21 protein-coding genes and 1 pseudogene are annotated in these 20,365 nt (G+C 68.6%); 8 read left to right on the top strand and 14 right to left on the bottom strand.

Annotation, left to right across the window (positions count from 1 at the left end; translation table 11 throughout):
• Positions 1-66 precede the first annotated feature (66 nt).
• Together HKD39_RS05070 and HKD39_RS05065 are read left to right on the top strand one after the other, a co-directional pair.
• A complete protein-coding gene (locus tag HKD39_RS05070; RefSeq protein WP_171198720.1) occupies positions 67-471 on the top strand; it encodes a winged helix-turn-helix transcriptional regulator in 405 nt (134 codons plus the stop codon).
• A gap of 357 nt (positions 472-828) precedes the next feature.
• Entirely contained in the window at positions 829-1,059 is a 231-nt protein-coding gene (locus HKD39_RS05065) for a hypothetical protein (protein ID WP_171198719.1), read from the top strand.
• Here HKD39_RS05065 and HKD39_RS05060 read toward each other — a convergent pair.
• The 3 genes from HKD39_RS05060 to HKD39_RS05050 all read right to left on the bottom strand — a co-directional run bounded on the left by HKD39_RS05060 (position 1,045) and on the right by HKD39_RS05050 (position 2,625).
• Positions 1,045-1,641: a recombinase family protein gene (locus HKD39_RS05060; RefSeq protein WP_171198978.1), complete on the bottom strand. Its 597-nt coding sequence runs from the start codon at positions 1,639-1,641 to the stop codon at positions 1,045-1,047. The genes HKD39_RS05065 and HKD39_RS05060 overlap by 15 nt on opposite strands.
• A 122-nt stretch (positions 1,642-1,763) precedes the next feature.
• Complete coding sequence (locus HKD39_RS05055) at positions 1,764-2,228, bottom strand: GNAT family N-acetyltransferase (protein ID WP_171198718.1); 465 nt, start codon at positions 2,226-2,228, stop codon at positions 1,764-1,766.
• Between the two features lie 28 nt (positions 2,229-2,256).
• Positions 2,257-2,625 (bottom strand): ArsR/SmtB family transcription factor, encoded by a 369-nt coding sequence (locus HKD39_RS05050; protein WP_171198717.1) that lies wholly within the window; start codon positions 2,623-2,625, stop codon positions 2,257-2,259.
• Positions 2,626-2,706: 81 nt separating this feature from the next.
• Here HKD39_RS05050 and HKD39_RS05045 point away from each other — a divergent pair, with 81 nt between their 5' ends.
• The 5 genes and pseudogenes from HKD39_RS05045 to HKD39_RS05025 all read left to right on the top strand — a co-directional run bounded on the left by HKD39_RS05045 (position 2,707) and on the right by HKD39_RS05025 (position 6,795).
• Positions 2,707-4,053, top strand: coding sequence for an NAD(P)-binding domain-containing protein (locus HKD39_RS05045; protein ID WP_212753980.1), 1,347 nt, complete (start codon positions 2,707-2,709; stop codon positions 4,051-4,053).
• A complete protein-coding gene (gene arsB, locus HKD39_RS05040) occupies positions 4,050-5,144 on the top strand; it encodes an ACR3 family arsenite efflux transporter (protein ID WP_343074602.1) in 1,095 nt (364 codons plus the stop codon). The genes HKD39_RS05045 and arsB overlap by 4 nt, the downstream gene beginning before the upstream one ends.
• On the top strand, positions 5,131-5,757 hold the full coding sequence (locus HKD39_RS05035; protein WP_171198716.1) for an arsenate reductase ArsC: 627 nt from the start codon (positions 5,131-5,133) through the stop codon (positions 5,755-5,757). The genes arsB and HKD39_RS05035 overlap by 14 nt, the downstream gene beginning before the upstream one ends.
• A 23-nt stretch (positions 5,758-5,780) precedes the next feature.
• Positions 5,781-6,173: pseudogene (locus HKD39_RS20315) on the top strand (arsenate reductase ArsC); the annotation flags it as partial.
• A gap of 190 nt (positions 6,174-6,363) precedes the next feature.
• Entirely contained in the window at positions 6,364-6,795 is a 432-nt protein-coding gene (locus HKD39_RS05025; protein WP_171198715.1) for a TA system VapC family ribonuclease toxin, read from the top strand.
• Between the two features lie 13 nt (positions 6,796-6,808).
• On the opposite strand, the gene HKD39_RS05020 is transcribed toward HKD39_RS05025, so the two are convergent.
• On the bottom strand, positions 6,809-7,207 hold the full coding sequence (locus HKD39_RS05020; RefSeq protein WP_171198714.1) for a cupin domain-containing protein: 399 nt from the start codon (positions 7,205-7,207) through the stop codon (positions 6,809-6,811).
• A 223-nt stretch (positions 7,208-7,430) separates the two neighbouring features.
• On the opposite strand from HKD39_RS05020, the gene HKD39_RS05015 reads away from it, so the two are divergent.
• Positions 7,431-8,225 (top strand): SDR family oxidoreductase, encoded by a 795-nt coding sequence (locus HKD39_RS05015; RefSeq protein WP_171198713.1) that lies wholly within the window; start codon positions 7,431-7,433, stop codon positions 8,223-8,225.
• Between the two features lie 62 nt (positions 8,226-8,287).
• Here HKD39_RS05015 and HKD39_RS05010 read toward each other — a convergent pair whose 3' ends face one another.
• The 10 genes from HKD39_RS05010 to nuoI form a co-directional block, all read right to left on the bottom strand.
• Entirely contained in the window at positions 8,288-8,737 is a 450-nt protein-coding gene (locus HKD39_RS05010; RefSeq protein ID WP_171198712.1) for a SufE family protein, read from the bottom strand.
• Positions 8,734-9,660: a sulfurtransferase gene (locus HKD39_RS05005; protein ID WP_343074601.1), complete on the bottom strand. Its 927-nt coding sequence runs from the start codon at positions 9,658-9,660 to the stop codon at positions 8,734-8,736. The genes HKD39_RS05010 and HKD39_RS05005 overlap by 4 nt, the downstream gene beginning before the upstream one ends.
• A 219-nt stretch (positions 9,661-9,879) precedes the next feature.
• Positions 9,880-11,367, bottom strand: a complete 1,488-nt coding sequence (locus HKD39_RS05000; protein ID WP_171198710.1) for a zinc-binding metallopeptidase family protein — start codon at positions 11,365-11,367, stop codon at positions 9,880-9,882.
• Between the two features lie 301 nt (positions 11,368-11,668).
• Entirely contained in the window at positions 11,669-12,646 is a 978-nt protein-coding gene (locus HKD39_RS04995; protein WP_212754085.1) for a polyprenyl synthetase family protein, read from the bottom strand.
• Between the two features lie 240 nt (positions 12,647-12,886).
• Positions 12,887-14,617 carry an NADH-quinone oxidoreductase subunit NuoN gene (gene nuoN / locus HKD39_RS04990; protein WP_171198708.1) on the bottom strand — a complete coding sequence of 577 codons (1,731 nt, stop codon included), beginning with the start codon at positions 14,615-14,617 and terminating at the stop codon, positions 12,887-12,889.
• Entirely contained in the window at positions 14,614-16,476 is a 1,863-nt protein-coding gene (locus HKD39_RS04985; RefSeq protein WP_171198707.1) for a complex I subunit 4 family protein, read from the bottom strand. Before HKD39_RS04985 ends, nuoN begins: the two co-directional genes overlap by 4 nt.
• Before the next feature lie 55 nt (positions 16,477-16,531).
• Positions 16,532-18,499: an NADH-quinone oxidoreductase subunit L gene (gene nuoL / locus HKD39_RS04980; RefSeq protein ID WP_171198706.1), complete on the bottom strand. Its 1,968-nt coding sequence runs from the start codon at positions 18,497-18,499 to the stop codon at positions 16,532-16,534.
• An 8-nt stretch (positions 18,500-18,507) separates the two neighbouring features.
• Positions 18,508-18,807 carry an NADH-quinone oxidoreductase subunit NuoK gene (gene nuoK, locus HKD39_RS04975; RefSeq protein WP_171198705.1) on the bottom strand — a complete coding sequence of 100 codons (300 nt, stop codon included), beginning with the start codon at positions 18,805-18,807 and terminating at the stop codon, positions 18,508-18,510.
• Complete coding sequence (locus HKD39_RS04970) at positions 18,804-19,763, bottom strand: NADH-quinone oxidoreductase subunit J (RefSeq protein ID WP_171198704.1); 960 nt, start codon at positions 19,761-19,763, stop codon at positions 18,804-18,806. Before HKD39_RS04970 ends, nuoK begins: the two co-directional genes overlap by 4 nt.
• Entirely contained in the window at positions 19,763-20,365 is a 603-nt protein-coding gene (gene nuoI, locus HKD39_RS04965; protein WP_171198703.1) for an NADH-quinone oxidoreductase subunit NuoI, read from the bottom strand. Before nuoI ends, HKD39_RS04970 begins: the two co-directional genes overlap by 1 nt.

Genomic DNA, 20,365 nt, shown 5'->3' with positions numbered 1-20,365 from the left:
ACTGGTAACGTTGCTCTCTTATGGGGAGTGGGCACTTCAGAGTGCCCTAGGTTCACGGAGGTGCCGATGGCAACGCAGACCGCGCAACATCGTCGCGAACTGGCTGCCGAAGCATTTGATGCCTATCTGGCGCGGTGTCCCAGCCGCCGGCTGCTCGACCGGATCGGCGACAAGTGGGTCTCGCTGGTGATCTGCGCCCTCGGCGAGCAACCGATGCGCTACTCGCAGCTGCGCGACCGGATCGCGGCGGTCAGCCAGAAGATGCTCACCCAGACCCTGCGCAACCTGGAACGGGACGGCCTGGTGCGGCGCTCCGTCACCCCGTCGGTGCCGGTGCGGGTGGACTACGCGCTCACCGACCTCGGCCTTTCACTGTTGGAGCCGATCGAGCATCTCAAACGCTGGGCAGAGCAACACATGCCAGCGGTGGACGCCGCCAGAGCCCGCTACGACGACGCGGCGCTCTCGTGATCGCTACCGGTCGAGCCGATCGAACATCCCTGCCGCTCTGACAGATGCGCCGATGCAGTGATGCAGTAACATCAGATGAGGCGAACCACGTTGGACATCGACGACGACCTACTCATCGATCCTGGCGGATGCGGTGCGTCGAGTTCGCCTGATCGAGCAGACCCCAGGGGGAGTGGGTATTGAGCGGGCGTTTCCCCTTCAGACGGAGGTCGCCGAAGAGCTACTCCGCCTTGCGCGGCAGACACGCAACGAGCCCTGGTGATCCAGGGCACCCCGTCTTATTTGACGATCGTCAAACGAGGCATCTGATAGCCCGGACATGTAGCCGCGTGCCTCTGGCCCTTCTACGGTGTCCTGATGAGCGCTGGCGATGCAGGGCCACGGAAGCCGAATACGAACTACACCGCGCCCGTCGGTTCGATCGACCTTGCAGCAGAGGACGAGGATGGAACGCCATACGCGATCTGGCCGTGCGCGAGTTGTCTTCCATGGCACGCCGAAGTGATTCGTGACGGTGATGATGTGCTGGTTCGAGAGTGGCATGCCGTCGACTGCGAGGCTTTCCAGGAACTCCTAACTGACGACTGATTCGGCTGACGGAGCCTGGTCGAGGTAGCGGTAGATGGTGGGTCGGGTGACGCCGAATTCGGCGGCGATCTGGGCGACGGTGTAGCGGTGCCGGCCGTGGTCATCGGTTTCGTCGTACATCTGCCGGGCCATCTTCGCTTGACGGGTACCGAGCTTGGGTTTCTGACCGCCGGTGCGGCCCCGTTCCCGGGCGGCGGCGAGGCCGTCGCGGGTGCGTTCTGACATTAAGGCGTGCTCGAATTCGGCGATCGCGCCGAGGATCTGGAAGAACATGCGGCCCACTGCCGTGGATGTGTCGATGCCCTGGTCGAGCACGACCAGGTCGACACCGCGCTGTTGGAGGTCGTTGGAGAGGTCGATGAGGTGTTCCAGCGATCGGCCGAGTCGGTCGAGTTTGGTGATGATCAGTTGGTCGCCGGTTCTGCCGGCGGCAACGAGGGCCTTGTCCAGCTCGGGTCGGCGGGCGAGTTTCCCGGAGGCGTGATCGAGGTAGATCTGTTCGCAGCCGGCGGCGGTGAGTGCGTCGTGTTGCGCTTCTGGGTGTTGGTCGCGGGTGGAGACCCGTCCGTAGCCGATCCTCATGAGCCGGACTGTAACGCGAACCCCTGACAGCGTGACATTGATGTCTACACGGGTTTCTTTACACTCGCGAACTGCGGAGACACCCAACCAGTCTGGGTGTAACGCGAACGATCGTTTCTCGACTATGTCCGGCTGCGTCGTTCGACCAGGATGGTGTCGCGCCAGAGGCCGTGGTATTGGGCGATGCGTTCGCGGGTGCCGATGGTGCGGAAGCCGGCTCGGTGGTGCAGGGCGAGGCTGGCGGTGTTCTCGGGGAAGATCGAGGATTGAACGGTCCAGATCCCAGCAGTCTCGGTCGAGGCGATGAGCGCTTGGAGGAGTGCGGTGCCGATGCCTCGGCCGGCGTGCGCGGGGTCGACGTAGACGGAGTGCTCGACGACACCGGCGTAGACGTCCCTGGTCGAGACCGGCGATGCCGCGACCCAGCCGAGGATCCGGGTGCCGTCGGTGGCCACGAACCGGTGGTCGCGCAGCTTCCCGGCGTCGAACTGTTCCCAGGTGGGTGTGGTGGTCTCGAAGGTGGCGTTGCCGGCGGCCAGGCCCGCTTCGTAGATCGCCTCGACGGCCGGCCAATCACCGGCAGTCATCGGACGGATGGTCACCGGCTGGTGCACGTCAGCGGGTGATGAGCTGGGTGTGGGCGTCCAGCACGCTGGCGAGCGGGCCGAGGGCGCCGGGAACGGCCCAGTAGTACACCCAGGTCCCGCGGCGCTCGCAGTCGATGAGGCCCGCGTCGCGGAGCTTGCGCAGGTGGTGGGACACGGTGGGTTGGGAGACCCCGACGTCCTGGATGTCGCAGACACAGGTTTCGCCGCCGGTGGCCGCGATACGCGAATAGAGGCGGAGCCGGACCGGGTCGGCGAGAGCTTTGAACACTGCGGCGGTTCGCTCCGAGTCCGGGACGGTCATCCCGGCCGCGCCGCAGACTCCGTCGTCGCAGGCCGGGGTCGACGAGCGGGTGGCGAGTTGTTCTGCGGTGGTCATGCCCTCCATATTGACAACTGTCGATCCAGTGCGCAAGATGGGCGCATATCGATAAGCGTCTATTCAAGGGATGTGGTTGCGGTGTCGTCGTCGAGTGCGGAGTTGCCGGTCGTGGTGATCGGGTCGGGGCCGATCGGCCTGGCCGCCGCGGCCGAGCTGGTCGGCCGCGACCAGCCGGTCGTGGTGCTGGAGCAGGGCGAGCACACGGCGGCCGCGGTGCAGTCGTGGGGGCATGTGCGGTTGTTCTCGACCTGGGCGGAGCTGGTGTCCCCGGCGGCGGCGGACCTGCTGGCGCCCACCGGCTGGCAGGCGCCGGAGTCCGACCGGTACCCGACCGGCGCCGAGTGGGTGAGCGCCTACCTGGCGCCGCTGGCCGACGCGCTGGGTGCTCGGGTGCGGACCGGGGCCCGGGTGATCGGGGTGGCCCGGCGGGATCGGGACCTGCTGGTGGAGTCTGGTCGCGACGCGCAGCCGTTCATGGTGCACGTCGAGCGCCCGGACGGATCGATCGAGCGGGTCGCGGCGCGTGCGGTGATCGATGCGAGTGGCACTCTCGGTCGGCCGAACCCGTTGGGCGCGGAGGGATACCCGGTCGCCGGCGAGTCCGCCCACGCCGACCGGATCTTGTACGGGATGCCGAACCCCGCGGCCGACGCGACGGTGTACGCCGGCCGTAAGACGGTCGTGGTCGGATCCGGTGCGTCAGCGCTGACGGCGCTGATCGCGCTCACCAGCGAGCCGTTGCACACCAACGATTCTCGGGTGGTGTGGGCGCTGCGCCGTGGCCAGATCGGCGACTCCTACGGCGGCGGCGAGGCCGACGAACTACCCGCGCGGGGCGCCCTCGGCGTCAAGGTCCGGCAGGCCGTCGACGCCGGCCTGATCGAGGTTGTCACCGGCTTCCGCACCACCGCGATCGAGGATGCGGCCCACGGGCAGGTGGTTCTGGTCGGCGGCGACGGCCGCCGGATCGACGACGTCGACCAGGTCATCGGCGTGACCGGGTTCCGGCCGGACCTTTCGTTCCTGTCGGAGGTGCTGCTGGACCTGGATCCGCGACTGCAGGCCCCGGCCCGTTTGGCCCCGGGGATCGACCCGAACGTCCACTCCTGCGGCACGGTGCAGCCACACGGACACGACGTGCTGGCCCAGCCCGACACTGGGCTGTACCTGGCCGGGCTCAAGTCCTACGGACGGGCACCGTCGTTCCTGGCGATGACCGGCTTCGAGCAGGTCCGCTCGATCGCGGCCGCGCTGGCCGGCGACCTGGAAGCGGCGAACGCCGTACAGCTCAGGCTGCCGGACACCGGCGTCTGCCACGGCGCCGGCCTGTTCGACGACGACACCGACAGCGCCGCCAGCGCAGGAGGGTGCTGCGGTACCCCGGCCGGTCCGCAGCCGATCAGCATCGGTGCCCGCGCCCAGTGACCACCAGCACCGCGGCGGATCGGCACGATCCGGTCATCGCGAAACTGTCCACGCTGGACCGGTTCCTGCCGGTCTGGATCATCGCGGCGATGCTCGGCGGGATCCTGCTCGGCCGCCTGGTCCCCGGCCTGGACCAGGGTCTGAGTGCCGTCGAGATCGACGGGGTATCCCTGCCGATCGCGCTCGGTCTGTTGGTGATGATGTACCCGGTGCTGGCCAAGGTCCGCTACGACCGGCTCGGCACCGTCACCCGCGACAAGCGGATGCTGGTCTCCTCGCTGGTACTGAACTGGATCGTCGGGCCGGCGTTGATGTTCGCCCTGGCCTGGCTGCTGCTGCCGGATCTGCCCGAATACCGCACCGGGCTGATCATCGTCGGCCTGGCCCGCTGCATCGCGATGGTGATCATCTGGAACGACCTGGCCTGCGGTGACCGGGAGGCCGCCGCCGTCCTGGTCGCGATCAACTCGGTGTTCCAAGTGGTCGCCTTCGCCGCCCTCGGCTGGTTCTACCTGTCGGTGCTGCCCGGCTGGCTCGGCCTGGCGCAGACCCAGCTGGACGTTTCGGCGTGGAAGATCGCCGGCTCCGTGCTGATCTTCCTCGGCATCCCGCTCGTTGCCGGCTATCTGTCCCGCCGGCTCGGGGAGAAGGCCAAGGGCCGCGACTGGTACGAACACCGCTTCCTGTCAAAGGTCGGGCCGTGGGCGCTGTACGGGCTGCTGTTCACCATCGTCATCCTGTTCGCGTTGCAGGGCCGGCAGATCACAGCGCATCCGCTGGATGTCGCCCGGATCGCGCTGCCGCTGCTGGTCTACTTCGCACTGATGTGGGGTGGCGGCTACCTGCTCGGCAGGACGATCGGCCTGTCCTACGAGCGGACCACCACGCTGGCGTTCACCGCCGCCGGCAACAACTTCGAACTCGCCATTGCCGTGGCCATCGCAACCTTCGGCGTCACTTCCGGGCAGGCCCTGGCCGGCGTCGTCGGCCCGCTGATCGAGGTCCCGGTCCTGGTCGCGCTGGTCTACGTGTCCCTCGCCCTGCGCAAACGCTTCCAACTCTCCCGGGAGTCCAGCCATGAACCCACCTGACGTCCACGACACCGTCGACACCACCACGATCGCCGCCGAGCTGACCTACCGCTTCGACGGGGTGTTCAGCCGCGACCAGATCCTGGCCGCCGTCGACCGCGCCCGTACCGCGATGGAACCGCACGCGACAGTCCGCACCTACCTGCCGGTGCTGATCAGCCGGTACGCCACCGAACTGCTGACCGCGGCCGCCCAGGCCGCCGGCACCGTCGCCAAGACCGTCCCGGAAATCCTGTTCGTCTGCGTACACAACGCCGGCCGCTCCCAGATGGTCGCCGCGATCGCCGCCCACCTCGCCCCCGGGAAAGTCCACTTCCGCTCCGCCGGATCCCACCCCACCGGCGACATCAACCCCGAAGCGATCCAGGCACTCGCCGAACGTGGCATCGGCCTCACCGACGCCTACCCCAAACCGTTGGCGAACGACCTGGTGAACGCCGCCGACGTCATCGTCACCATGGGTTGCGGCGACAGTTGCCCGTACTACCCCGGCAAGCGTTACCTGGACTGGGACGTCGCCGACCCCGCTGGCCAACCACTGTCGGTGGTCCGGGACATCCGCGACGACATCCAGGCCCGCGTCACCGCCCTGCTCCGCGAACTCACCCTCTGACCGCCCCCTGCCAGGAGTCACCCATCGTGTCCAAACCCAGTGTGCTGTTCGTCTGTGTCCACAACGCCGGCCGCTCCCAGATGGCCGCCGGCTACCTCACCCACCTGACCGGCGACCAGATCGAGGTCCGCTCCGCCGGCTCCCAACCCGCCGACCAGATCAACCCGATCGCCGTCGCAGTCATGGCCGAAGACGGCATCGACATCACCACCGAGCACCCCAAGATCCTCACCACCGACGCCGTCCAGGCCTCCGACGTCGTGATCACCATGGGCTGCGGCGACACCTGCCCCGTCTTCCCCGGAAAACGCTATGAGGACTGGGATCTGCCCGACCCCGCCGGCCAGAACATCGACGCCGTCCGACCGATCCGCGACCAGATCAAGGCCCGCGTCCGAGACCTCATCGCATCCCTGGGCATATCAAGCATCGAGCGCGCCGCGAGCGCCGCTCGGTCGGCGCCGTCATCTCGCAGCTCGCGCGCGAAGGCCTCACCGGAACCCGGCAACCACCGGTCGTTGACGACCTCGGGTTCGCCACGATCCCCGCGCGCGAGCTGGTGGTCTCCCCCGCGTTGGTCGACACATTGATCGAGGAATCCGGCGAGTGAGGGGGCTGCTCGATGTCAATGTGCTGCTCGCGATGCACGATGCGAGCCACACTCACCACCAGACGGCCAGGAGCTGGTACGCGCAGCACCGCGATGCAGGTTGGGCCAGCTGCCCCATCACCCAGAACGGGTTCGTCCGCATCCTCAGCCAACCTCAATACCCGGCGAACATCACCACAGCCGCCGCTATCGAGTTGCTGGCCAGCTCGTGCGCATCGGATGATCATCAGTTCTGGGCCGACGATGTCAGCATCCTCGATCCGGAACTTGTTGCACCGCAACGTATCCTCGGACCACGACAGCTGACGGGCGTCCACCTGTTGTCCCTGGCAGTTCGGCACGGCGGCCGGCTGGTGACCTTAGACTCCAGCATCCCGACCAGCGCGGTGCCATCCGCGGAACGCGAGCAATTGATGGTGATCGGCTGAGCCGTGCCGGCGCTCATCCTGCCAGCGAGTCGTCGTAGCTCGCAGTGAGCTCGCCGCCGGCGTCGCCGGTGTTCACCACGCCGGCCGGCTCGATCAGCATGGCTAGCACCTCACCGTCGGCCTTGGGGCAGTGCCGCACCCCGCGCGGCACCACGTACAGCTGGCCGGCGCGCAGCTCGACGGCACCACCGTCGGCCGGTTCCAACTGGATGGTGAGGTTGCCGGCGATCACCAGGAACAGCTCGTCGGTGTCGGCGTGGCTGTGCCAGACGAACTCACCGTCCAGCCGCGCCAGCTTGATCTCGTAGTCGTTGAGCCGGGCGATCACCTTGGGCGACCAGGTGTCGGAGAACTGCGCGAATTTTTCCTGCAGGTCGATCGGCTGGGCGGACGATGCGGCTGTTGGCTCCATGCCCACCACGCTATGCCGATACTGCAGTCCTGGCGCCGCGGCACCCCAGCGGGCCCCCGCAGACACTGCTCGGCGCGACACCGGGCGCGGTGAGTAGCGTGACCATGCTGCGCGCCTGACGCCCACCGCACCGCACCGCACCGCACCGCACCGGACCGGATGAGCGCACCACAGCAGCGCCCGCCATCCCACCGCGCACTCTCACCGCAGACAGGAGCACACCGTGACGCAGGACGATACCGCCGCCGCACCGACCGCTGATCCGTCCGTAGGGAGCCTGCAGGGCAAGGTCGCGGTGGTGACCGGCGCTGCCCGCGGAATCGGCGCGGCGACGGCCGCCGCGTTGCTCGCCGCCGGCGCCGGCGTCGCCGGGCTGGACCGCGAGTTCGACGCCGAGCCACTTCCCGGCATGCTGGCCGTCACCTGCGACATCACCGATCGCGCTTCGGTGGCAACGGCTTTCGCGACGGTGGCCAGCGAGCTGGGCCAGGTGAGCGTGCTGGTCAACAACGCCGGGGTGAACGCCAACTTCGACCCGGTGGCGATGACGGACGACGACTGGGACAACTTCTTCGCCGTCGATCTGCGCGGCGCCTGGTTGTGTTGCCAGCAGGTGCTGCCTGCCATGCAGCAGGCTCGCTCCGGCGCGATCGTCAACGTCACCTCGATCCACGCCAAGCTCACCTACGAAGGTTATTTCCCTTACGCCGCAGCGAAATCCGGGTTGGAGGGCCTCACCCGCTCGCTCGCCCTCGACGTCGGCAAGTTCGGCATCAGGGTCAATGCGGTGGCCCCCGGCTACACCAACACCAGGCTGGTGGAGAAGTGGCTGGCCGAGCAGGCCGCCGCCGGTGGCCCCAGCGCCGAGTCGCTCAGCGCCCAGCACGCGCTGCGCCGCATGGTCGAACCCGCCGAGGTGGCGGCGGCGATCTGCTTCCTGGCCGGCCCGGCAGCCACTGCCATCACCGGCACCACCCTCGCGGTCGACTGCGGCCTGTCTGCCCGGTTCGCATCCTGAGAGCTGTCTGGGCAGCAGCGCCTCAGCATCAGCGCCGCGGTTGTCGGTTCAGGGGAAGGCGGCTAAGCAGTTGTGGCAGTTGACTTTTCCCGCACCTGCCGCTGGATGCGGGCCAGCATGCCCGACATGCCGCGCAGCCGCAGCGGGCTGACCGCCGATTCCAGCGACAACCGCAGCGGGAAGTCCGGCGGCACCGCAAGTACCTCCTCGGCGCTCAGCCCGTCCAGCCCCTCGTGCAGAATGCCTGCGAATCCTCTGGTGGTCGGGGCTTCTTCCGGCGCCGAGAAGTACAGGCGCACAACGGCTTCCGGCCCGGTGCCGGCGACCTCGGTGAGCAGGAAGATCGGCGACTGGCATTCCGGAACCGGCTCAAGCAGCTGAGGGTGGTCGGCGTAGCGCTGCGGCAGCGCCGGCAGCTCCCGGCTGAAATCGAGCAGCAGCTGCAGCCTGTCGTTGTTGCCCAGCGCCGCGAAATCGTCCGCGATCTCCTGCAGGCCGGCGGGAACGCTCACCGGCGGGCCGCCGCCGGATCACCCGGTTCGTCGCCGGTGACGATCGGCACCCGCACCGCGTTCCCCCACTCGGTCCACGACCCGTCGTAGTTGCGCACCCGCTCGAACCCCAGCAGGTGCGACAACACGAACCAGGTGTGGCTGGAGCGCTCACCGATCCGGCAATAGGCGATGACATCGTCGCCGGGCGCCAGGCCCTTCTCGTCGGAGTAGAGCGCGGCCAGCTCCGAGCGGGACTTGAAGGTGCCGTCGTCGTTGGCGGCCTTGGCCCACGGCACCGACTGCGCGCCAGGGATATGGCCACCGCGCAGCGCCCCCTCCTCGGGGTAGTCGGGCATGTGGGTGCGCTCGCCGGTGTACTCCTGCGGGCTGCGCACATCGATCAATGGTGCCTTTTTGACCAGATGCGCCTCGACGTCGGAGCGGAACGCGCGAATCGCCGAGTCGTCCCGCTGCACCACCGGGTACTCGGTGGGCTCGACCTCCGGCTGCTCGGTGGTGAGCTCCCTGCCCTCGGCCTGCCACTTGGCCCTGCCGCCGTCCAGCAGCCGCACATCGGCATGGCCGAACAGGCTGAAAACCCAGAGTGCGTAGGCCGCCCACCAATTGGATTTGTCGCCGTAGACCACGATGGTGTCGTCGCGGCCGATCCCCTTGTCGGACATCAACTTCGCGAAGGCCGCCGAGTCCAGGTAGTCCCTCGTCACCGGATCGTTCAGCTCGGTGTGCCAGTCGACCTTGACGGCGCCGGGGATGTGCCCGGTGTCGTAGAGCAGAACGTCCTCGTCGGACTCGACCACCTTGACGGTCGGATCGTCCAGGTGCTTGGCCAGCCATTCGGTGCCGACCAGCCGCCGCGGATGGGCATACTCGGCGATCTTCGGATCGCTGTCGGTCGGGGTCGCGTTGGGTTGCGAATCCACCGGGTCTGGCTCCGGTGATCCCGCCGCCGAGCTTGCGGGCGAGCTTGACGTCGATCGTGGCGCGGTCATCTATCGGCCTCCGGAAAGTTCGCCGGCCGTTCGGCCGGTGCTGGGTGGCGCTGGTCGACACCGCCGTGCGGTGGCGCGGTGAACCTGCTCCGGCACCGCCGGTGCGGCAACGGATCGTCCACCCCAGCTATTCAACACACCCTTGCCAGGTCAACCGACGTGGGGCGCCACCTTGTTCCCTGCGTTCCCAGCCAAGTTCCCGGCGAAGTTCCCGCCGAAGTTCCCGGCCACGTTTCCGCCAACGGTCCCGGACGCCGTCTCGTAGCTGGCGCCGCGCCGACCCGCGGTGCCGTCGCCGCGGTAGCCGGTACCGCTGCCCGGCGCCGCGCCCGATCGCTGCGTCGGGATCAGCCCATGATCGACCGGGGCGGCCGACCTGAGCTGCGCGGTGATCCGCAGCATGGCGCCGGCGAGTACCGTCACCGCGCTGCTGATCCGGTCGGAGCCGATCGGCCCACGGGTCGGCGCTGCCGCTGCCGGGGTGCCCCCGAGCATGCCGTCGGTGGTCCCGTCGGGCTGGTCCAGCCCGGCAAGGGCGAGCCAGCCGACATCAGCGCGGCGCGCGAACGCGGAGACCGCCCCCTGGTCGTAACCGGCCAGCCGGATCGGCTCCTGCCCGGCCGAGGAGATCGCGTCGACGACGGCGGCCGTCAGCCAGTCGGCGCAGTCGGCCATCGGCGTCTGCGCCTGCACCCTGGTCGAGAGCCGCACCCCGCGCCGGTGCGTCACCTGGTGCCAGCGTTGCAGCAGCTGCTGCCAGCTCGCCCGCTGAGCGGCGTCGGTGCGCTCGCAGACGTCGATCAGGAAGCGCGCCCGGCCCGGCACCAGCCCGGCCGGTGGGCACGACTCCACATCGCTGACGGCGATCCGGCCGGATCCGGTGGCCCCCAGTTGCTCGGCGACCGCGATCAGCTCGGCCACCGCAGCCACCGCGTCCCTGCGGTACCCGGCCGGCGTTCCCACCGTCGAGGCGATCCCGACAACCTCCACCTCGACGGTGCTGCGGGACGCCATCAGCAGCCCGACCCCAAGGGTGTGGCCGGAGACGGCGTGCCTGAGCTGGGCGTCGATGTCGACGAAGAGGAACGCGGCCGGCGCCGGCCGCTCCACCGTGAACTGGTCGGGGTCGAGCGCGAACGCCGTTGCCGCCTCCCGCACCGTGATGCCGTCCAAGTCCTGCAGGTCCAGCCACTCGCGTTCGAACGTGCCGGACGCGGCGTGCGCGGACAGGTCGGGCCGGCCGAAGCGGGCCCCGCCCGGGTCGGCAAGGGCGATCACCCCGACGGCCGCCGGGTTCGGCAACGCAGCGCCAAGCCGGCCAATCGCCTCGATCGCCACGGCGAGCCCGAGCACCGCGTCCTGGTGCGGGTCGCCGACCTGCCCGAGGTGGGCGCCGAGCAGCAGTTGCGGCGTGCCACCGGCGCTGGGATGGCGCCCGATGACGTTGCCTAGACCATCTTCGGCGACCACCAGCCCGGCCTCTGCCATCCATTGCGCGACAAGCAGGTTGGCGGCGTTGTGCTCAGTGGTCAGGTATTCCGGACCGCCACCCGGGGCGATGGCTGCCCATTCTTCCAGTCGCCGGTGCACCGCACCGACCGCGTCCAGCGCATTCTCGGAGCGCGCATGCCTACCCATCGTTCACTCTCCGACCGGTGATTCACTTCCGCCGGACCGGCGAGCATCGTTGCGCGGCAACGAGTTTCCCGACTGCACAGCGGCTTCCACCGTCAAGCGGCCCGGCCGTGACCCAGCGTTTCGCCGGGCCCGCCGACCGTTCTTACGACATATCGGGCCGCTCGACGTTGCCCTACTCTAAGCGTCTGCAGCGCTGGTTGCCGAGTGCGCCGTACCACTTCACGCAGCGACAGAAACCGGCACGAATCAGACACGATCGGTGCTCGGTACGTCGCCTCGTTCACCCGTGTGGCGGGCGCCGTCAGCGGGTGCGGTCGAGAACGAACGGCACAAGGGCGGCGAGCGCGTCGACGGCCGGTGACGGGGGCAGCTCGTCCAGCGCCGCGCGCGCCCGGGTGGCATAGCTGCCGAGGGTTTGCCGGGTGCTGGCCATACCGGCGCCGGTGCGCAGCTGCGCCGCCGTCTCGGCCACGTCGGCGTCGTCGGTGAGCGGGCCGGCCAGCCGCTGCCGCAGCAGCGGGTCGACGTCCGGCTCGGCCAGGGTGTACAACACCGGCAGCGTCGGCACCCCGGCTCGCAGGTCGGTGCCCGGTGTCTTGCCGGAGTCCGCCGAGCCGAGATCGATGATGTCGTCGGAGATCTGGAACGCGATACCGATGGCCCGGCCGAAGCGGCGCAGCGCCGCGATCTCGGTGTCACTGCAGCCGGAGAACATGCCGGCGTACCGGCCACAGGTGTCGATCAGCGACGCGGTCTTCTCGTCGAGCACCCGCAGGTGATGCGCGATCGGGTCTTCGTCCGGACGCGGCCCGACGGTCTCCCTGGTCTGCCCGGTGACCAACTCGGCGAAGGTTTCGGCGATGATCCGCACCGCCTCGGGTCCGAGCCCCGCCACCAACCGGGAGGCGTGCGCGAACAAGAAGTCGCCGGTGAGGATGGCGATCGAGTTGTCCCAGCGCGCGTTGGCCGACTTCGCGCCGCGGCGGACGTCGGCCTCGTCCATCACGTCGTCGTGGTACAGCGTCGCCAGGTGGATCAGCTCCACCACGGTGGCGGCGGTGATCACGTCGTCGCTGTCCGGTTTCGGGCCGACGCCGGCAGCGACCAGAGTGAGCATCGGCCGGAATCGCTTGCCGCCGGCCTGCATCAGGTGCGACGCCGCCTCGGTGACGAACCCGAACTCGCTGGCCACCTCGCGATGCAGCAGCTCCTCCACCCGGGCAAGCCCCGACGTCACCCGCGCGGTGAGGTCGGGGTCGGTCAGCTCGATGCCGGCCAGTGCGACAGGGGCGTTCACGCCCCTCACTGTAATGGTCGACACCCGGCCGCCTTTCCCCGCAAGCGCGGGTGAGCAGGGCCGCAGCCGACCCGCGGGCAGAGTGTCCGAAATGGCCGGGGCGGCGGCCCGACGAGTCCGGTCGCCAGCACCCGACCAGCCTTCGGCGGCACCCGATCAGCCTTCGGCAACCCGCCGCGGCCGCGGCAACAGCAGGGCCATCACGGGTGTCGCGACGGCGGGTCAGTACAGGAAGCCGGAGGTGATCTCGGTCAGGTCCAGACCCCAACTCGGCACGATGCCGAGCGCCAGCGTCAGGATCACGCAGACCGTGATCACCGCGGCGGTCAGCGCGCCGGGCGCGATCACCACCGTGCGGGCCTGGGTGCGAGTCGCGGTCAGGACGCCGGCGGCGGACTCCCCCGCGGCGCCGGATCCATCGCCGCCGGCCGCTCCGGACGGCAGCGTGACCGTGCCGGACGGAGGGTCGGAGAAGTACATCAGCACAACGATGCGCAGGTAGAAGAAGGCGGTGATCGCGGTGGCCACCATGGCCACCACCACCAGTGCGCCCATTCCCTCGGCCGCGGCCGCCGAGAACACGCTCAGCTTGCCGATGAAGCCGCTGGTGAGCGGAATCCCGGCGAACGACAACAGGAAAAGGCTCATCGACGCAGCGAGCAGCGGCGACCGCTTGGCCAGGCCAGCCCAGTCGGCAACGGAGCCGGCCTCGGGGCCGACGCCGCCGGGTCCGTCCGGATCGGCGCCGGGGCTGGCGCGCCGGACGATGGTCAAGATGGCGAAGGCGCCGATGGTGGCGACGCCGTAGGTGAGCAGATAGAACAGTGTCGCCGATGCACCCTTGTCCGACACCGCCATCACGCCGAGCAACAGGAAGCCGGCGTGCGCGATCGACGAGTACGCCAGCATCCGCTTGAAGTCGGTCTGGGTGATGCCCATGATCGCGCCGATCGCCATCGAGGCGATGGCCACCCACCACAACACCGGACGCCAGGTCCACGTCATCGGCTCGAGCGCGACGATCAGGATCCGCATCATGGCGGCGAACGCAGCGGCCTTGGTGCAGGCGGCCATGAAAGCCGTCACCGGAGTCGGCGCGCCCTGGTACACGTCCGGCGTCCAGAGATGGAACGGACCGACCGACGCCTTGAACAACAATCCGACGAACAGCAGCGCAATCCCGGCCAGCAGCAACACATCCGAGCCGGTGCCGAGCTGCGCCACCCTGCGGATGTCGGAGAAGCCGATGCCGCCGGCGTAGCCGTACAGCAGCGCGATGCCGTACAACATGATCGCCGAGGCGAAAGCGCCGAGCAGGAAGTACTTGACCGCCGCCTCCTGGCTGATCAGCCTGCGCCGCCGGGCCATTCCGCTCATTAGGTACAGCGGCAGGCTGAGCACCTCGAGCGCCACGAACAGCGTCAGCAGGTCCGAGGCCGCCGGGAACACCAGCATGCCGCCGATGGCGAACAGGGTCAGCGGGAACACCTCGGTGTGCATCGGCAGCACCCGCCGGGCCGCCGCCGCTTCCTGTTTCGAGCCGACCCGCACCGCGGCCTGGGCGACGATGGCCCCGCCGGGCTCGGACACCCGGTCGGCGATCAACAGCACCGACAGCACCGCGAGCACCAGGATCACTCCCCAGCTGACGTAGCTGGCCTGGTCGACGGCGATGGACCCGGCGAACGTCACCGCGTAGTGCCTGTCCACCGCGCCCCAGACGACGGCCACCGCGGCCGCCACCAGCGTCGCGAGGGTGACGAAAAGCTGGACGGGGTAACGGGTCCGGCGCTGGAACACGGCCTCGACCAGCACCCCGAGGCAGGCCCCGCCGAGGACGATCAGCACCGGAAGCACCGCGCGCAGGTCGACGGTGGGCGCGTCGATCTTCTGCACCGTGTCGGCCGCGGCCGCGGTGACCAGACCGGCGGCGTTGTTCACGGCGGCGATCATTTGCCCTCCTGCTGTGCTCGGTCGGCGGTCACGTCCAGGCCGGTGCCGACGGTGTGCCCTGAGTCGATCACGGTCCGGTCGGCGGTCGGATTGATCACGTCAAGGACGGGCTTGGGGTAGACGCCGAGGAAGATAATGAGCACCACCAGCGGGCTCAGTACCGCGATCTCCCGCTTGCTCAGATCACCGAACCGCAGCCGTCGTCCCGGCGCCGCAACGGGTTCGGCCCGCGCGGCCGGGTCCGCCTCGGTGATGACGTCGGTGGACAGGCTGACCGTGCGGGCAGCAGGGTCGACCCCGGTGGTGACGCTGGTGCTGGTCACCGTCACCGTGCTGGCGGGCTGGGGGCCGACGGCGGGGATGCCGTGCGGGTCGGTGCGGACCTCACCGAGCGACGGCGCCGGGGCCAGGTGATCGTCGCCAGGGTCGGTCGCGACCACCGCCCGCCCGCGGATCGGGCCGGTGAACACCTGCTGGAAGATCCACAGCATGTACACCGCGGCCAACACGATGCCGCAGGTGGCGATGATCGCCCACACCGGCTGGGTGCGGAAACTGCCGAGCAGCACAAGGAATTCGGAGATGAACGAGTTGGTGCCCGGCACCGCGATGGTCGCCATCGAAGCCACCAGAAACAGCCCGGTGAGAATCGGCGCCACCTTCCACACCCCGCCGTAATCCTTGACGTTGACCGAACCGCCGCGGGCCGCGAGCATGCCGACCAGCAGGAACAGCAGCCCGGTGGCCAGGCCGTGGTTGACCATGTACAGCACCGCACCGGACACCGCCTGCGTGGTGAACACGAAGCAGCCCATCGCGATGAAGCCGAAGTGTGCGATCGATGTATAGGTGACGAAACGTTTCAGGTTGGTCTGGCCGGCCGCGACGATGGCGCCGTAGATGATGCCGATGCTTGCCAGCAGCAGCACCAGCCAGGCCAGTTTGGTCGACGCGGCCGGCAGCAACGGCAGACAGATCCGCAGAAAGCCGAAGGTGCCGACCTTGTCGAGGACACCGACCAGCAGCGTGCCGGCACCCACCGGCGCCTCGGCGCCGGCGTCCGGCAGCCAGGTGTGCAGTGGCACCAGCGGCGCCTTGATGGCGAACGCGATGAAGAAGCCGAAGAAGATCCAGATCTGGGTGCCGACCGGGATCTGGTCGGCGATGCTGCGCAGCGTCGCCCAGTCCAGCGTGCCGCCCTCCGGGCGGATATCGGCGCTGGCCACGTACAGCCCGATCAGGCTGGCCAGCATCATCAAACCGCCGAGCAGCGAGTACAGGAAAAACTTGGTGGCGGCATAGGTTCGCCTGGCCCCGCCGTACGCCCCGATGAGGAAGTACATCGGGATCAGCATGACCTCGAACATCACGTAGAACAGGAAGACATCGGTGGCGGCGAAGACGCCGATCATCGCCGATTCCAGGGCCAGCAGCAGGCCGAGATAGCCGGCGACGCTGCGCCCGGCCGGCAGCTTCTCCTCCCACGAAGCGCCGATGACGATCGGCACCAGCAGCGCGATCAGCGCGATCATCACCAGCGAGATGCCGTCGACGCCGAGCGAGAAGCGGATCCCGAATGCGGGGATCCAATCGACCGAGAACACTTGGGAGAACAGCGGAACCACACTGTCCACCGGAGTGGCCGTCGGCGTCGGATTGACCGCAGGGGTCGGCTGGTAGTCGTGCGCCTTGAAGTTGACCCACAGCAGCACCGCCAGCGCCAGCGGCACCAGCGAGAACAGCAGCGCGATCAGCTTGGTGGTGCGCACCGGCAGATTCTTGGCGAACATCATGCCGATGGCGCCGACCAGCGGGACACCGATCAGCAGCAACAACAACGGGTTGTAGCTGTTGGTCATCGCCCTGCCCTCCTGCCGTTGTTGTTGACTGCCGCCCCGCCGGTGCTGGTGCTGGTCATGCGGCGTTCACCGCCAACAGCGCAAGGAACAGCAGCAGGGCTCCGCCGAGCATGCTCAGCGCATAGGAACGCACGAATCCGTTCTGCCAGAAGCGGCCAGCCCTGGCCAGGCCGGCAAGACCGGCCGCCGCGCCGGTGACGCCGCCGTCGATGCCGCGGTCGTCGGTGAACACCGCCGCCTTGGTGGCGGTGATTCCTGGCCTGGCGAACAGCGCCTCGTTGACGGCGTTGCCGCCGACATCGTTGCGGGCCAGGCGGATCAACGGGTTGACCCGCTCCGGGGCGGTCACCGGTACCGGCTTGGAACCGACGAACACCCAGGCGATCAGGATGCCGGCCGCCACCAGGACGAGGGTCAGGATGGTGATCACGATGGCCGGCATCGGCAGATGCCCTGCCACCGCTTCCTCGTCGAACTCGCCGAGGCTGGAACTGCCGAGGAACTCCACCAGCCGGTCGCCGATGGCAAGGAAGGCGCCGGCGCCGAGCGCGCCGATCGCCAGCACGATCATCGGCAGGGTCATCACCAGCGGCGCCTCGTGCGGGTGGTACTCGCGGCCGGCCGGTTCCGCCACCGAACGCAGTTTCTTCCAACGACTCTCGCCGAAGAACGTCATCAGCATCAGCCTGGTCATGTAGAAGGCGGTGATGCCGGCGCCGATCAACGCGGCAAGCCCGAGGATCCAGCCCTTGGCCCCGCCGGCGTTGAACGCCGCCTCGATGATCGGGTCCTTGGAGTAGAAGCCGGACAGGAACGGGAAGCCGATGATGGCGAGGTACCCGCAGAACATCACGCCGAAGGTGATCGGCATATACCTGGCAAGCCCGCCCATCCTGCGCATGTCCACGTCGTCGTTCATGGCGTGCATCACGCTGCCGGCGCCGAGGAACAGCGCGGCCTTGAAGAATCCGTGGGTGAGCAGGTGCACGATGGCCAGCCCGTAAACGCCGGCGCCCAGACCGGCGGCAAGGAACATGTAGCCGATCTGCGAGACCGTCGAGTAGGCAAGCACTTTCTTGATGTCGTCGTTGGCGCAGCCGCCGATACAGCCGACCAAAATGGTGACGGCGCCGACGATGCAGACCAGCAGCTGGCCGCTGGTCGAGGCGTTGTAGATGGGCGCCGCACGGCAGATCAGATAGACGCCGGCGGTGACCATGGTGGCGGCGTGGATCAGCGCCGACACCGGCGTCGGGCCCTCCATCGCGTCCGGCAGCCAGGCCTGCAGCGGCACCTGCCCCGACTTGCCGCAGGCGCCGAGCAGCAACAGCAGTGCTGCGGCCGTCAGGCTGCCGGGCGAGCGGGTTGCCCACTCCCCGACCGAGGCGAAAACCCCTGCGTACGAGGTGGTTCCGACCTCTTTGAAGATGATGAAGATGCCGATCGCCAGGCCGACGTCACCGACCCGGTTCATGATGAAGGCCTTCTTGGCAGCCGTCGCCGCGGACCTCTTGTACGACCAGAAACCGATCAGCAGGTACGACGCGAGACCGACACCCTCCCAGCCGGCATACAGCGTCACGAAGCCGTCACCGAGCACCAGCAGCAGCATGGCGCCGACAAACAGGTTGAGGTAGGCGAAGAATCGGCGCCGGTCCGGGTCGTGGCTCATATAGCCGATCGAGTAGATGTGGATCAGCGAGCCGACCCCGGTGATCAGCAGCACGAACGTCATCGACAACGGGTCGAGCACCAGCCCGAGGTCTACCCGCAGGTCGCCGACCGAGATCCAGTCGAACAGCTGCACGTGCGAGGTGCGCTCGTCCGCCGGCAGGTTGAGCCGGTCGAGAAAGATCAGCAGGCCGAGAACGAACGAGGCAATGACGGTGGCGCAGCCCAGCAACGGCCCGGCCTTGTTGAGCACCTTGCCCCCCACCAGCAGCACGACGGCGCCGGCCAGCGGCAGCACCAGCAGCAACCAGGCGAGTTCGGAGATGCCGGTGGCCGGCGGGTATCCAGTCATCGCAGCCCCTAGAACTTGAGCAGGTTGGCGTCGTCGACGCTCGCCGAGCGTCGACTGCGGAAGATGGACATGATGATCGCCAGCCCGACGACCACCTCAGCGGCGGCGACCACCATCACGAAGAAGGCCATCACCATGCCGTCGAGGTTGCCGTGCATGCGGGAGAAGGTGACCAGCGACAGGTTCACCGCGTTGAGCATCAGCTCTACGCACATGAACACCACGATCGCGTTGCGGCGCACCAGCACTCCGACGGCGCCGATGCCGAACAGCAGCGCCGACAGCACCAGGTAGTGGGCCGGGGTCATCGCCGCACCCCCCGCGCCGTCGGGTCGTCCTGGCCGCCGGGGTCGTCCTTGCCGCCGGGGGCGTCCGGGTCTGGCCGGTCGTCACGGACATCGAGCGCGTCGGGGTCGTCAGGAGCCGCAGCGGTCAGCTGCTGCAGGTGCACCGACTCGGCCTCGACATGCGGAGCGTCGCCGGCTTCGATCACCGTCAGACTGCGTCCGCTGGCGAACCGGCGTGCCACCCGCTCCGACTCGCTGCGTTCCACCAACGCCGACACCGATTCCTTGGCAATGGATCCGTCCGGCAGCAACGCCGGGGTGGCGTTGGACGACGAGGTGGCGAACACACCCGGCCCGGGCAGCGGCGTCATCCGGCCGGAGCGCATCCTGGCCAGCACCCGCTGCGGCTGGGTGCGGCGTTCCTTGGCCGGACGCCGCACGTGGGCCAGCACCATCGCCCCCACCGCCGCCGTGATCAGCAGCGCCGAGGTGAGTTCGAACGGGAAAAGGTAGTCGGTGAACAGCACGGCGGCGATCGACCCGATCGGCCCGCGGCCGGCCAGCGCCTGCGTCAGGCCGGTGCTCTCCGGAGCCACCTGCATGGCCCGCAGCAACCCGGTCACCAGCAACGCGACGAAGCCGATGCCGAGCACCACGGAGGCAACCCGTTGTCCCCGAAGCGGTTCGATCACCGAGTCGCCGGCGTCCCGGCCGGTGAGCATCAGCACGAAAAGGAACAGCATCATGATCGCGCCGGTGTAGACGATCATCTGCGCGAAGCCGAGGAACTCCGCACCGTTGAGGATGTACATCGCCCCGAGGCACATCATGGTCAGCACCAGCCACAGCGCCGAGTGCACAGCAACTCTGGCCAACACCATGCCGACCGCGCCGATCAGGGCCAGCGGGCCGAGAATCCAGAAGGCAACAAGTTCGCCACCGTTGCCGGTGGCCGCCGCTGCCGCGGTGGGATCCATCAGGCGTCCCCCTCCTGCCGCTGCCCGGCCGTGCCCTGCTGTCCGGCAGCTCCCGGCTCGCCGGCGGCGCCGGACTCGGCAGGCCCTGATCCCTGCTGCGCCAACAGCTCTGGGCCGCGCGCGTAGTAATCCTTGCTGTCGCCGAGCCGCAGCGGATGCGGTGGCGCCTCCATCCCGGGCTGCAGCGGGGCGAGCAGCATGTCCTTGGTGTAGATCAACCGCTGCCTGTCGTCGTCGGCCAGCTCGTACTCGTTGGTCATGCTGAGCGCGCGGGTCGGGCAGGCCTCGATGCACAGCCCGCACCCGATGCAGCGCAGGTAGTTGATCTGGTAGTTCTTGCCGTAGCGCTCACCGGGCGAGTACCGCTCCTGCTCGGTGTTGTCGGCGCCCTCGACGAAGATCGCATCCGCCGGGCACGCCCAGGCGCACAGCTCGCAGCCGACGCACTTCTCCAGCCCGTCAGGGTGCCGGTTGAGCTGGTGCCGGCCGTGGTACCTGGTGGCCGGGGCCGCCGGTTTGCGCGGGTAGTCGTCGGTCACCACCGGCTTGAACATGGTGGCGAAGGTGACGCCGAAACCCTTGACCGGGTCGAGAAACGACAT

It is taken from the genome of Nakamurella aerolata, assembly GCF_013002705.1.
Lineage (GTDB): Bacteria > Actinomycetota > Actinomycetes > Mycobacteriales > Nakamurellaceae > Nakamurella > Nakamurella aerolata.
This window is presented reverse-complemented; position numbering and strand designations above follow the sequence as displayed.

Coding starts and splice junctions, on each gene's coding strand:
- nuoN (WP_171198708.1), bottom strand. CDS start 14,617: ATGATCGCCGCCGTGAACAACGCCGCCGGTCTGGTCACCGCGGCCGCG.
- HKD39_RS05035 (WP_171198716.1), top strand. CDS start 5,131: ATGAACCCACCTGACGTCCACGACACCGTCGACACCACCACGATCGCC.
- HKD39_RS05060 (WP_171198978.1), bottom strand. CDS start 1,641: ATGAGGATCGGCTACGGACGGGTCTCCACCCGCGACCAACACCCAGAA.
- HKD39_RS05020 (WP_171198714.1), bottom strand. CDS start 7,207: ATGGAGCCAACAGCCGCATCGTCCGCCCAGCCGATCGACCTGCAGGAA.
- nuoL (WP_171198706.1), bottom strand. CDS start 18,499: ATGACTGGATACCCGCCGGCCACCGGCATCTCCGAACTCGCCTGGTTG.
- nuoK (WP_171198705.1), bottom strand. CDS start 18,807: ATGACCCCGGCCCACTACCTGGTGCTGTCGGCGCTGCTGTTCGGCATC.
- HKD39_RS05050 (WP_171198717.1), bottom strand. CDS start 2,625: ATGACCACCGCAGAACAACTCGCCACCCGCTCGTCGACCCCGGCCTGC.
- HKD39_RS05055 (WP_171198718.1), bottom strand. CDS start 2,228: ATGACTGCCGGTGATTGGCCGGCCGTCGAGGCGATCTACGAAGCGGGC.
- HKD39_RS04985 (WP_171198707.1), bottom strand. CDS start 16,476: ATGACCAACAGCTACAACCCGTTGTTGTTGCTGCTGATCGGTGTCCCG.
- HKD39_RS05065 (WP_171198719.1), top strand. CDS start 829: ATGAGCGCTGGCGATGCAGGGCCACGGAAGCCGAATACGAACTACACC.
- HKD39_RS05000 (WP_171198710.1), bottom strand. CDS start 11,367: ATGGGTAGGCATGCGCGCTCCGAGAATGCGCTGGACGCGGTCGGTGCG.
- HKD39_RS05070 (WP_171198720.1), top strand. CDS start 67: ATGGCAACGCAGACCGCGCAACATCGTCGCGAACTGGCTGCCGAAGCA.
- nuoI (WP_171198703.1), bottom strand. CDS start 20,365: ATGTCGTTTCTCGACCCGGTCAAGGGTTTCGGCGTCACCTTCGCCACC.
- HKD39_RS04970 (WP_171198704.1), bottom strand. CDS start 19,763: ATGGATCCCACCGCGGCAGCGGCGGCCACCGGCAACGGTGGCGAACTT.